At 37.8% G+C, this 13,061-nt stretch carries 12 protein-coding genes; 3 read left to right on the forward strand and 9 right to left on the reverse strand.

Features of this window, described 5'->3' with window-relative positions:
- The first annotated feature begins 10 nt into the window (after nt 1-10).
- Entirely contained in the window at nt 11-982 is a 972-nt protein-coding gene (locus ABD814_RS02195; protein ID WP_344909915.1) for a stage II sporulation protein M, read from the forward strand.
- On the opposite strand, the gene ABD814_RS02200 is transcribed toward ABD814_RS02195, so the two are convergent.
- Genes ABD814_RS02200 through ABD814_RS02220 form a run of 5 tightly spaced genes read right to left on the reverse strand, consistent with a single transcriptional unit; the run spans nt 962 to nt 5,869 of the window.
- The gene (locus tag ABD814_RS02200) at nt 962-2,320 is read right to left on the reverse strand and encodes a DUF58 domain-containing protein (protein WP_344909893.1); all 1,359 of its coding nucleotides are present in this window, start codon (nt 2,318-2,320) and stop codon (nt 962-964) included. The genes ABD814_RS02195 and ABD814_RS02200 overlap by 21 nt on opposite strands.
- The gene (locus tag ABD814_RS02205) at nt 2,271-3,200 is read right to left on the reverse strand and encodes an AAA family ATPase (RefSeq protein ID WP_344909895.1); all 930 of its coding nucleotides are present in this window, start codon (nt 3,198-3,200) and stop codon (nt 2,271-2,273) included. The genes ABD814_RS02200 and ABD814_RS02205 overlap by 50 nt, the downstream gene beginning before the upstream one ends.
- The gene (locus ABD814_RS02210; protein ID WP_344909897.1) at nt 3,197-4,327 is read right to left on the reverse strand and encodes a DUF4350 domain-containing protein; all 1,131 of its coding nucleotides are present in this window, start codon (nt 4,325-4,327) and stop codon (nt 3,197-3,199) included. The genes ABD814_RS02205 and ABD814_RS02210 overlap by 4 nt, the downstream gene beginning before the upstream one ends.
- Nucleotides 4,324-4,938, reverse strand: a complete 615-nt coding sequence (locus ABD814_RS02215; RefSeq protein WP_344909899.1) for a DUF4129 domain-containing protein — start codon at nt 4,936-4,938, stop codon at nt 4,324-4,326. The genes ABD814_RS02210 and ABD814_RS02215 overlap by 4 nt, the downstream gene beginning before the upstream one ends.
- Nucleotides 4,939-4,972: 34 nt before the next feature.
- On the reverse strand, nt 4,973-5,869 hold the full coding sequence (locus tag ABD814_RS02220) for a hypothetical protein (protein ID WP_344909900.1): 897 nt from the start codon (nt 5,867-5,869) through the stop codon (nt 4,973-4,975).
- A 188-nt stretch (nt 5,870-6,057) separates the two neighbouring features.
- On the opposite strand from ABD814_RS02220, the gene ABD814_RS02225 reads away from it, so the two are divergent.
- Both ABD814_RS02225 and ABD814_RS02230 read left to right on the forward strand, forming a co-directional pair.
- Nucleotides 6,058-6,273, forward strand: coding sequence for a hypothetical protein (locus ABD814_RS02225; RefSeq protein WP_344909902.1), 216 nt, complete (start codon nt 6,058-6,060; stop codon nt 6,271-6,273).
- Nucleotides 6,274-7,152: 879 nt separating this feature from the next.
- Entirely contained in the window at nt 7,153-8,400 is a 1,248-nt protein-coding gene (locus ABD814_RS02230; protein ID WP_344909903.1) for an L-lactate MFS transporter, read from the forward strand.
- Nucleotides 8,401-8,491: 91 nt separating this feature from the next.
- On the opposite strand, the gene ABD814_RS02235 is transcribed toward ABD814_RS02230, so the two are convergent.
- The 4 genes from ABD814_RS02235 to ABD814_RS02250 all read right to left on the reverse strand — a co-directional run bounded on the left by ABD814_RS02235 (nt 8,492) and on the right by ABD814_RS02250 (nt 12,918).
- On the reverse strand, nt 8,492-10,408 hold the full coding sequence (locus ABD814_RS02235) for an ABC transporter ATP-binding protein (RefSeq protein WP_344909905.1): 1,917 nt from the start codon (nt 10,406-10,408) through the stop codon (nt 8,492-8,494).
- Nucleotides 10,401-12,140 carry an ABC transporter ATP-binding protein gene (locus ABD814_RS02240; protein ID WP_344909907.1) on the reverse strand — a complete coding sequence of 580 codons (1,740 nt, stop codon included), beginning with the start codon at nt 12,138-12,140 and terminating at the stop codon, nt 10,401-10,403. The genes ABD814_RS02235 and ABD814_RS02240 overlap by 8 nt, the downstream gene beginning before the upstream one ends.
- A 35-nt stretch (nt 12,141-12,175) precedes the next feature.
- The gene (locus tag ABD814_RS02245) at nt 12,176-12,616 is read right to left on the reverse strand and encodes a MarR family winged helix-turn-helix transcriptional regulator (RefSeq protein WP_344909909.1); all 441 of its coding nucleotides are present in this window, start codon (nt 12,614-12,616) and stop codon (nt 12,176-12,178) included.
- 89 nt (nt 12,617-12,705) lie between these two features.
- Entirely contained in the window at nt 12,706-12,918 is a 213-nt protein-coding gene (locus ABD814_RS02250; RefSeq protein WP_344909911.1) for a hypothetical protein, read from the reverse strand.
- Nucleotides 12,919-13,061: the final 143 nt, after the last annotated feature.

The raw sequence follows: 13,061 nt of genomic DNA on the forward strand, positions 1-13,061 counted from the left end.
GGTTTTATCTATTAAACTTAAAACATTTATTCAACAAAATCGGCAAGACTGGCAAGAGCTTGAACAGATGATCACGACGTTCAATAAAAGCCGCAGTAAACCAAGCAATCAGAAGATAGAGAAATTTGATCGTCTATATCAAAAAACAGCTCAAAATCTATCATATAGTCAAACGTTTTTCCCTGATTCTGAAGTGACGATTCATTTGAATCAACTCGTTAGTCACGCACATAATATTATTTATCAAACAGAAAACTCATCATGGAAACAACTCAAAGACTTTTTACTTGAAAAGTTTATTGGCTTGTTTCTCGAACAATGGCGTGCTGTTTTAGTCGCAACGTTACTATTTGTTGCAGGTGGTTTAGTTGGCTTTATTATTGTTAGTCAAAACCCGCTTCATTTAGACGTATTACTTCCCGGCACCCTAGCAAATATCCTAAGTCCGGATGACCTTGCTTCTAATGTCCAAGCCGACGTCGTTGACGGTGCAACAATGTCTGTGATGATTATGACCAATAACATTCAAGTCGCCATCCTCGCGTTTGCCGGTGGTATTACATTTGGTATCTTGACTGTCTACGTGATGATCTATAACGGCCTCTTAGTTGGTGCACTTGCAGGATTATTTTGGCACTCAGGCAGTTCTTATGTTTTCTGGGCCTATATCGTCCCACATGGTGTGATTGAGCTCCTAGCCATTTTCATCGCTGGTGGAGCTGGCCTACTCATGGGTTATAAATTATTAGTACCAGGAGAGTTAAAGCGTTCCGTTCAATTAAAATACTACGCCATGAGATCGGTACAACTTTTACTTGGAACAATTCCTTTATTTATCATAGCTGGAGTTATCGAAGGCTTTATCACACCAGCTGATCTCTCGCTTGAAACGAAATACATTGTTGCCTTCATTACATTAATCGGTTTTATCGGCTATCTGCTTTACGGACGTATCCGCCAATTAAAGCGCGCCACGGTTTAATTGATCAATGTAATAAGACACAGTTGTCACTGCTAAATCATCACTCTTGGCTTCGATTAAATCGAGGCCAAGATTTTTCCATTTAAGCATCTCTCTTCGGTTCCAAAGCTCAACTTGTTGGGCGACAGTTTTACGCATCGCTTCGTTGACTGTCTCTGCTTGAAGATCAATATTCCGTTGTTTCCACTCGTCTTTTATCCCAATTCCTAAAAATAAATGCTGTTTCTTCAATTGCTTAATAAAAAACAATGATTGCTGATCTAAGAAAAATTGATTGATATCACTAAATAAAATCACCATGCTCCTTTTCTGTTGCTCTGTTCGAATAAATTGAAAGGCAGCTACATAGTTCGATTCATTTGCCTCAACTCGTAATGAGTAAATCGCTTGTAAAATCGTTTGTAAATGAGCTAAACCTTTTTCCGCTGGGACATAGACGTTAATGTCCTTAGCAAAAGCAATCACGGAGACGTAATCCCCATTGTCTAATGCTGCCGTCGCAACTGTTAAGGCCGCTTCAATACTTCTTTCTAACCGATTCCCCTTGTCTAATTCAACACCCATCATTCGACCACAATCGATCATAATAATAATTTGCTTCCCATGCTCTGGTTCATATTCATTGACCATCACTTCGTTTAACTTTGCTGATTGATGCCAATTAATTTTTCGTGGATCATCACCAACAACATATTGGCGTACTTTAGCAAACTCACCTAAACCAGTCCCCTGCTTCCGAATTTTCGATCCTTCATGAAGCAAATACTTTTGCGCACTTGTTAAATAGTCACGTGATTCAGCCAGATTAGGAATCACTTTAATTGTATCCTCAAGATCAAATGTGATCTGTTTTTGCCATAGACCTAACTTGCTTTGATAACGAAGGTAGATTTTTTTTAGCAAAAATAAACCCCGCTCACTCGCTTGGATTGGCTGATCAATCGTTAACTGCTGATTTGCCAAAAGCTCCGTCAGATCAGGTCTTTTCGTCTCGATTGACCCTGGTAAATCATCGAGCCATTTAATCTCTGCCTGCTTGTCACTTCGATTCGTCACAATTAGGCTGATCTGCTCTTGCTGATGACGCTCAATCTGCTCAGGAATCACCCGCTCAATCGTAAGCTCCTTCCGATTCGGCGAGCGTAATAAATCAAGCAAGCTCAGTAACAAGACACTCACGATCACGCTAGCAAAAATAATCAAATCAAACCGAAAAAAACTAATTACAAATAAAATCAAACCAAGACCACTGATTAAATAGATTAATCGTTTGGTTGGAATGATCCCTCTATCTTGGAACAGGAATCGTGCCCACAATCGACGCAATGATGTCGTCAAGATTCGTCCCCTCCACTTCTGCATAAGGAGATAATTGAATCCGGTGACGGAGACACGGACGAACAACTTGCTTCACATCATCTGGTGTCACATAATCACGACCAGCCACATATGCCCATGCTTGTGCCGTTTTAGCAATCGCAATTGCAGCCCGAGTACTCGCACCATATTGTACAGCCTCTTGCTCTCTCGTTTTTCTGACGATCTCAACGATGTATTGCTTGACCGAATCTTTAATCGCAACAGCTTTAACCGCACGTTTAATTTGATTCAGTTCCTCTTCAGTTAATAATGAAGCAGGCGCATCATCAGCCATCGCTTCAGTTAACACATTTGTTAACACTTTCGTCTCCGCCTCTAAATCAGGAAAATCAATCAACAACTTCATCATAAACCGATCTTGTTGAGCCTCTGGTAACGGATATGTCCCCTCATACTCAATCGGGTTTTGCGTCGCCGCCACAAAAAACAAATCCGCCAATTTAAACGTTTCACCCTGAATCGTCACTTGCTTTTCTTCCATCGCTTCAAGCAATGCCGCCTGCGTTTTCGCTGGTGTTCGGTTAATTTCATCAGCCAACAAAACATTGGTAAAAACAGGCCCCTTTAACGTCTCGAATTGACTTTCCTTCATATTGAAAATTTTACTCCCAGTAATATCACTCGGTAACAAATCTGGTGTAAACTGAATTCTGTTAAAAACTCCCCCAACAAGTGTCGCTAATGTTTTAACCATCTGCGTCTTACCCGTTCCAGGTACTCCTTCAATTAACACATGTCCATCAGCTAATAACACGGTTAATAAGTAACTTAAATTTTCCTCTTGACCAATTATTTTTGCTTGATATTGCTCCATTAGATCAACTAATTTCTCTCTCATTTTGCCTCCACCTCTCTCCGAATCTGATCAATTCGGTTTGACCATTCTAAAAATTCTTGTTTATTAACACGACCTGAGTTAAGCATTGCATCTAACTGGTCGATAAATGCTCGAATCGACTTGTCTGTCTGTTTGACCAATAACCGTTCCAAAGCCTGTTGATAATCTTGCTTTGACGCTGTCACTGGTATACCCGTCCGTTCGAAAATAGCAAACTTCAAGTAGTCCACTTGTGTCGTTAATCCTTCATGATAGTTCTGACCTTTAATTTGCCAATTCGCTAATGCCCGAATCCGCTCATCTCCAAACCGAACGTCCTGCTCCCGCAAACCACGAGCCGGACCATAACGCTTTCCTTTGAGCCAAATAAATAATAGTCCGATTGTAAGCGAAATTAAGCTAAATAGGATGATTGGATCTGGTGTCACATCGAGCACTGATAAGCTCGTCTCTGCTAAATAATGATACGTTTCAAAATAGATCTGCTGATAGTTTGATAGATCAAATCGATCTGCAATCAGTGCTAAATGATCATTTTCTAAAATAAGTTGATTAGAAAACCAACTCGGTTCAATGATTTGGATCATCTCTCCCGCACCATAAGACTGGCTGAGTGCGATCACCCCATAGTCATCAGAAATTAACACGCGATCATTCGCTTCTGGTAGTAACCGTAACCAAGAATTCAAACGAGCTTGATACGTTTGATCATTTACAGTTACCGTACTTTCATCATCAATTAAGTCAATTGGTGAAATTTTCAGCCCAAATAGGTCTGTCGCTTGGTCAGTTATCAAAAATAATGTCCCACCTGATTGAACATAAGCAAGGTAATGTTCGACTAAACTTTGTTCCATTAACAGAGGTGGATTAAATAAGAAAGTTGCAGTTTCTGTCCCGTAATCTAGCTGTTTCGGGTGTTGGGTAAACCGTTCAACTGGATAGTTAAGCTCAGCTAATGATTGATAAAATCCTTTCGTTCCGTCTGGAGCAGGTGAATCGACCCGATAAGCTGGATATTCCTCAAGCGCGGGCTCTGTTAAATAGTAACTCGCAACAATTAGTAAGCTAAATAAACCGAGGAATAAAATAATTGCTTTCTTTTCTTTAATAAATGTCACGATCATTTCATTCCTCCTGCACGTCTAACATATTGCAGATAATCATCTCGCTCAACTTGTTTATTCCCATAAGTAACTGCTTCAAAATAAACAGCTAATTGATAAAATGATTCCGCTTGATCTTTCTTCAACCGTTTAATTTCCTGATAATAATCCCAATTCGTTTTCCAACGCTCTTTATTTAACCACTGCTTTTGATCCAACTCAAATAATAAAATTAAGAAGCGAAAACGAACAGCTGCTTGATAATTATTGTTAGCCTCAGCTTCTTCGAGCGAACGCTGATAATCTTGGAGTGATTGAGCATTGATTGTCAACCCTTTTAATGGTTGGTCACGCTTTAAGCGCTGACGTCGTTGCCAATTTTTCAACAAATAGATTGCTAGTGAAGCAACAACAATCGCCATCACAATAAATAGAATCGCAACGATTAAATCACCCGTTGCACTTGAAGGCGTTAACCCATTAAACCATTGATAAATCAGATCCAAGACCCATTCTTTAACAAAGTCCCAAATCCGCTGTAAAATATTTCGATTATCTTGATAGTAGGCTTGATATTCATGCTCGCTCAAAATTTGATCGAGTGTCGAGCGCCAACTTTCAACCTGATTCATTTATTCCCCACCTATCGTCCCGATACTTAAGTTTTTATTGATACGTATCAATCATCTCTTTTAAATCACTACCTGTTTGACGCACTTCTAAATCAAAGTAAATGACGGCGACCCCAACAGTCGTGATCATTGATGTAAACACACCGACGACATTAAGAATCGTTGTATAAAGCACACTCATACCTAAAAACAATGATAAGAATTCAACTGCTGAACCGATAAACATTGAGATTAGAAATAAAGTAATATAAAGGCCAAATGTAATCCACGTTCGACCTCTCGTTAAACGGAAGCTTGCAGATATACCTGGCGCTTCATCAAATAGAGTAATCGGGAAATAGAAACTCCAACGAAAAACGAGAAGCAAAATACCTAAAAGAGCAGCTAATAGAACAAAAATGAGTACAATCCCCGCTAAAATACCACCCATTCCAAAACTAAGCCCAATGAGAGCAACAAGAATCGCCATCGGGATCACAATTACAAAAAAGGCAATAATCCCAAATAAAATGCTGCTCCCGAGTAATGGCCAGAACCGTGAAAACGACTCACCAACAACTGCTTTAAGCTCATAGTCTTGTTGATCCTTAATCTTTTTAACGATTAAAAAAACAACAGCCGTTGCGATCGGATAGACAAGCAGACTAACTAACATAACAATAAAATTGCCAGATAATTCAGTTGTATTAAAGAGCTGATCATTATTTACAGTGTATGTATTGATAAACTGTTCAATAAAGTTTTCGCCCGGAGCTAGATCACGAATTAATCCTCTCCCAGCCACAATTTGAACGAGCACCTGAATAATAATCACCGGGCTATTAATCGCTAATAAGAGTAAAAATAGTTTCGCAAAGTGGTCTTTAATAATCCTAAATGTCAAATCCAATATTTCTCCAAACTGCTTAGGTCGTGAAAATACTTTTTCCATTTGTCCAATCTCTCCTTTTAATAGTCAATATTCTTAAAATTGCGTAAAATATTGGCGTGTGTCTATTTTTTGCTTAATAATATACGCCCTTGTCTAAGTGTAAATTTAACAAGATTACTTGTCAATGTTTGTAACTTTTTTCTTTTGCAATCGTCTATTAGTTAGAGAGCTTAAAAAGGGTGAATATAATGAGACATTTGCAAAAATTAATCTTTCTTCTGTTTGTAAGCATCAGTTTAATTGGATGCCAAGATAATCTTGATCGGGATCCTGACATTACGGGCTATGTTGTCGAACAAACTGAAAATAACATTCTCGTCGCAAGTGAATCAGCGATTGATTTAAGCAGTAACGGCGGTGTGAGAAATTTTTATCAAATGGTTTGGTTCTCTAATCCACCGTAAGAACTTGGTTACGGAGATAAAGTCGAAGTCTGGTTTGATGAGATTGAGGAGTCTTACCCTAATCGATCAACAATTGTTGATTACAATATCCTTGAAGTCGACTCACCCGAAGGAGCTACACTGAACGAAACAGAAGTACTCAATCAAGTATTATCTCAACACAAGACCCGACCAAATGAACTTTTTGCTGTGCATAAGACACATTATAATAATTGGAACAATACCTGGATGATTACACTAATCGAAATTTGGACCCAAGAGAAGGTCACAATAGAACACCCTGAAGCAGACCAAATCTAATTAAAAATATACTTATCAGACAGATTTCAAATTGAATAACTAAAAAATGTCCGAGGTTGGCGCTGCAGGGTGCTACTTCGGACATTTTCACTCTGTAAATTTTTAAAATTGTCCGGGATGACGCTTCTACGGACATTTTAACTCAATAAATTCATAAAATTGTCCGAGATGACGCTTCTACGGACATTTCAACTCAATAAATTCATAAAATTGTCCGGGATGATGCCTCTACGGACATTTCAACTCAATAAATTCATAAAATTGTCCGGGATGATGCTTCTACGGACATTTCAACTCGGTAAATTCATAAAATTGTCCGGGATGATGCTACTTCGGACATATTTACTTAATAACGACAATTATTTGTCCGACCTTTGAACAATTAAACAATAAAAATACTCGCTAATGATATCTCAAAAAAATTTTTACGTGAAGTTTATCGATTTAAATCAATTTCAATTGTAAAAATTGTGTTAAGTTTAGAGAAAGTGAGCCATTTCACAATTCGTTCACCATTGATTATCGAAAGTCTGCTATAATAGATATGTTGCCTGTGGGTGTAAATATTCGGAGGTCATAATGAAAAAGAATCGTTGGCTTATAGCACTGTCTGCTATTGCCATCCACCTGTCGATTGGATCTGTCTACTCTTACAGTGTTTTAAAAAATCCAATCTCAGATCAATTCGGGTGGAGCGACAAAACAGTTACAGTTGCATTTACTATTGCAATTGCTTTATTAGGTACGTCTGCTGCTTTTTTCGGTAAATCTGTCGAAAAATGGGGTCCAAAAAAATCTGCTATTTTTGCAGCCATTTTATTTGGATCTGGACAACTGATTACTGGATTATCTCTAGCAACAGAATCATTGTTTTTATTTTATCTTGGCTACGGTGTGATTGGTGGAATGGGGCTAGGTTTAGGCTACATTGCGCCTGTATCAACACTCGTGAAATGGTTCCCTGATCGACGTGGCTTAGCTACTGGAATGGCTGTTATGGGCTTTGGTGCAGGATCACTAATTGGTGCTCCTATTATAACCGGGTTAATTGAAACGGTTGGTTTATCCAATACGTTTTTTATTTTGGGAGCAATTTACTTCACGCTGATGATGAGCGGGGCACTCTACATTGTTAGACCGCCTGAAAATTGGGTTCCATTCTCAAAATCTGTGAAGAAAACCAAAAAAACAGTTAAAGTTCAACAGAGTTTACAGCAACTAACTGCTCGAGAAGCTATCAGAACAAACAGCTTTTGGTTACTATGGATAATGATGTTTATTAATATTTCAAACGGAATCATGTTAATTTCCGCAGCCTCACCTTTTGCACAATCTACAGTCGGCATGACAGCTACTGCTGCTGCTACAATGGTTGGTATAATGGGGTTATTCAATGGTGGAGGCCGAATTGGTTGGTCTGCATTCTCAGATTATATGGGACGTAGTAACGTATTCCTGATGTTTTTTAGTGTTCAATTCATCTTAATGTTGACACTTCCTAATGTGACGAATGCGTTGTTGCTACAAATATTAATATTCGTTATTATTTCGATGTATGGGGGTAGTTTTGCTTTACTCCCAGCCTTTATAAGCGACCTGTTTGGCACGAAGGAACTCGGTGCCATTCATGGATTGTTACTCACTTCATGGTCTTGTGCTGGTATGTTTGGACCGTTGCTTGTTGCTTTCATCAATGATACAACTGGGAGTTATAATGCTGCATTTTACATTTTCTCTGGATTACTTGCAGTTGCTTTTGTTGTTTCTGTTTTGATGAAGCGTAGTATTAAGGCATTTAATGTGACATCTTACAAAAAAGTAAGTTAAATTTTGATTATAAACCCACAGCAAAAAATCACCCAAATCAATTTGGGTGATTTTTTAATTTAATGACAGATGATAAATGCTTTAAATTCAACTATGTCAATTCGAATAGGCCGGTTGAGAGTTCGTAGTAGCGTCCTCGTTGCTCGATTAGTTGATCGTGATCGCCTCGTTCGATGATTTCACCTTGTTCAAGCACCATAATTGCTTTAGCTGATCGTACGGTTGATAAGCGGTGCGCGATGATAAAGGATGTTTTTCCTTCCATCAAACGATCCATCCCTAATTGAATCAATTTTTCCGTCCGAGTGTCGATCGATGATGTTGCTTCATCTAAAATTAAAATTGGCGTCTCAGCTATTGCAGCTCTAGCAATAGCTAATAATTGACGCTGTCCTTGAGACAAGTTTGAAGCATCCGACTTCAATATTGTCTGATAGCCATCTTCTAAATGACGAATAAAAGTGTCTGCATTAGCTAATTTAGCGGCAGCAATTACTTCTTCATCTGTCGCGTCAAGTCGTCCATAGCGAATATTCTCCATAACGGTTCCAGTAAATAAGTGTGTATCTTGTAAAACCATTGATAAAGACCTACGTAAATCTGGCTTCTTAATTTTATTTATTTCAATTCCATCAATACTAATGTTTCCAGATGGTACGTCATAAAATCGATTAATCAAATTTGTTATCGTCGTTTTTCCTGCTCCTGTTGAACCAACAAATGCAATCTTCTGTCCTGGTTTAGCGTAAAGAGAAACATTTTTTAAGACGGTTTTCTTTTCATCATAACCAAATGTCACATCATTAAAGACGACGTTCCCTCTGACATGCGTGTAATTGATCACTCCAGCTTGATCAACCTCTTTCCAAGCAAAATCTCCTGTGCGATAATCGACTTCAGTCAATTGATTCTGATCATTGATTTCAACAGGAACCATCGTTACGTGTCCTTCATCAAACTCTGGTTCTTCATCGATGACTTTAAATACTCGTTCGGCACCGGCGAGTGCTATTAACACTGAGTTCATTTGTTGTGAAACTTGATTGATCGGTTGTGACATCGTTCGTGTATACTGTAAAAAGACGATCACTGTACCAATTGTTAGCACACCATTTATCGCAAAAATTCCACCAACCATTGCTGTTAAAGCATACAGAACATAAGATAAATTAATCATAATCGGCATTAAAATATTGGCAAACACATTCGCTTTTGTTGCATTTTTGCGTAATTCTTCATTCAAAAGATCAAATTCTTCAATCACTTTTTCTTGGCGTGAAAAAACTTTAACAACTTTTTGTCCTTCGATCATTTCTTCAATATAGCCATTGACACGACCGAGCTCTTGTTGCTGTTGCTTAAAGTAATTTGCACTTTTCCCACCAATCAGACGAACAAACATAAACATGAGATACATCATCAAGACGACAATAATCGTTAATTGCCAACTATATATAATCATCATGATAAAGACACCGACAACGGTAATGAATGAGTTGAAGAACCCAGTAATTCCATTTGATAGAACTTGTCTTAATGTATCAATATCATTTGTATATAAACTCATTAAGTTCCCGTGTGTTGTTGTGTCATAAAATTTAATCGGTAAAGCTTCCATTTTCCTAAATAGATCGATCCGTAATTTATACATCGTCCGGGCTGATATCCCAATCATTAGGCGATTAAATGTGTAAGTTGAGATGACACCGATTAAGTAGATCACTCCAACAGCACCAATAACGAATACAAATTCACCAAGTAAATCACCGCCTCCGCCTTCAAGTATCGGCTGGAGGAAATCATCAATCACAATTTGCAAGGCAGAAATCCCAAGAATATTTGCTCCTGCACTTAAAATAATTGCAAAGAAAACAATCAGTAACATCCATTTATCAGATTCCATATATTGACCAATTCTTTTAATCGTTTCTCCAAGATTAGTTGGTTTAGCCATTCCTCGTGGACCACCGCGCTTAGGACCACGCGCCGCTCTAGCTGGTTTACTCATTTGCACTCACTCCCTTGCTTTGTGATTCATAAATTTCTTGATAAATCACATTTGATTCCAGTAAACGCTCATGTGTATCAAAACCATTAATTTCACCATTATCTAAAACAATGATTTTATCAGCGTCAGAGACTGAGCTGACACGTTGAGCGATAATCAATGTTGTCACATCTTTAAAACTATTCTTAAATGCACTTTGAATCGCAGCATCTGTTGCTGTATCCACTGCACTTGTTGAGTCATCTAAAATCATTACTTTTGGATTTTTTAATAACGCTCGAGCAATCGTCAAGCGCTGTTTCTGCCCACCAGAAACGTTAACACCGCCCTGGCCTAATTCCGTATCATAGCCATCTGGGAATGACATAATAAAGTCATGCGCCTGAGCTGCTTTTGCTTGGGCAATAATTTCATCATCTGTTGCATGTTCATTTCCCCACTTTAAATTGTCTCGGATCGTTCCACTAAAGAGCACGTTATTTTGTAAAACCATTGCGACTTGATCACGAAGTGTTTTTAATTGATAGTTTTTCACATTATGTCCACCAACGATCACTTCTCCACTCAACACATCGTATAAACGTGGAATTAGCTGAACAAGTGTCGATTTTGAAGAACCCGTCCCACCGATAATTCCAATTGTTTGACCTGATTCAATTCGTAAATTAATATCTTTTAAAACAAGATTATTAGGATCACGATTATAGCTAAAGTTAGCTTGTTTAAATTCAATGCTTCCATCAACTAAGTCCAGCGTTGGATCTGCACCTTGATCATCTAAAAACGGTACTTCTTCAAGCCCATCAATAATGCGAGAAAAAGATGCTCGTGAAATAATTAGCATAATAAAAATCATCGACAACATCATTAATGAAATGAGCGTTTGCATCATGTACATAATGAAGCTTGATAATTCACCAATGTAAAAATCACCACTGACAACCATATTGCCACCAAACCATAGGATTGCGACAATACTAGAGTAAATAACAAATTGCATAATTGGCATATTCAAAATAACAAGTTTTTCTGCCTTTAACTGAGTATCACGAACCGCCTTGGCACTATCACCAAATTTCTCTTCTTCATACTCCTCACGCACAAAAGCTTTTACAACACGAATATTAACAATAAAATCTTGAACTTTCTCATTTAACCCATCATACTTTTCTAGCATTGTCAAAAAGCGAGGGTGAGCACGACTCCCAATTAGATAAAGGGCAACCGCCAAAATTGGCATCGTAATAATAAAGATCATCGATAAACGGGGGTTAATTGAAATGGCCATAATTGAAGCACCAATTAGCATAATCGGTGCCTTAACCGCCATCCGTAAAATCATCATTAGTGCGTTCTGTGTATTCGTAATATCTGTTGTTAAGCGAGTCACTAATGAAGCTGTAGTAAATTTATCAACGTTTGCAAATGAGTACGTTTGAATTTTACTAAATAATCCTGACCGTAGATTTTTTGCAAACCCCATGCCAGCAATCGCAGAATAACGACCACTTAAACCACCACATATTAAAGCTAAGACTGCAAGTAAAATCATCAGCAATCCAATTTTTATTGTATACGAGACCCCACCATCTCCTTGAATACCATGGTCGACAATTTGTGCCATTAAAAGAGGGATTAATAATTCAAATACAACTTCTAGGGCTACCATCACTGGCGCCAAGATCGTTTCTTTCTTATATTCACCTAGGTATGGTAATAATTTTTTTACCATCTATCTTTCCTCCTGTCTCTCATTCACTTTATCTCCTAACGCGGTTGATCCGGGTTCAAATTAGCGCGTAATTTTTTCAGTAAGTAGATGATTTGTTTTCGTTCATCATCGTTGAAATCTCGATAGAGTTTTTGATCAATTCTATCTTTATGTCGTTTAAACTGATCTAATACCTTTCTCGTTTGGTCAGTTAAATGGATCAGATTCGTTCGTCCATCAACTGGACTTTTTCTCCGTTCAACAAATCCTTTTTCCTCCAATCGATTCAGTAAGCCCGTAATCGTTGGGTTTGTTAATTTGAAATAGCGTTCAATATCTTTTTGATTGACATCTTTCCCTTGCCTTTCAGCGAAACCTAAGTAAAGCAAGAGATCTCCTTGTGATGCCGTTAGATTTTGCTTTTCAAAGTAAATGTTTTTTTCTTTTTCCAACGCAAAATAAGCAAGCCTAATATTAAAAATCAGATCTTCTGACACAAACACCCCTCCAATACATAGCATGCTATCTATTATTGCTTTTATTTGGTATGATGTCAATCATTACACTCGTACTCTCTTTTAAAAATTTAATTCTCTGTCGCTTGAACAATATTTAATAAGATCGGGGTTGTAGAGTCAATTAATGCTTCAACTTCCAATTGATCGTTTGTCATCCATTCACGAATTAATCCAACGATACTCGAGCTAAGTACTACCGCGCTTAAACGTAAATAATCATCACTCCTTGAATTACTATTTCGTAAAATTAATTGCAGCTGTTCAACTAATTGATCCGTCATCTTTTGCGATAATTCACTATGTAAGTAATTAAAATCCCCATGACAATAAATCGAAATTGTTTCAATATATTTAATCCTAGATTATTCATAGCCCAATCATAAAACCTGAATAAACCGCATCAAATCAATTAAAAATAACCAAT

The organism is Amphibacillus indicireducens (assembly GCF_039539605.1).
Classification (GTDB): Bacteria; Bacillota; Bacilli; order Bacillales; family Amphibacillaceae; genus Amphibacillus; species Amphibacillus indicireducens.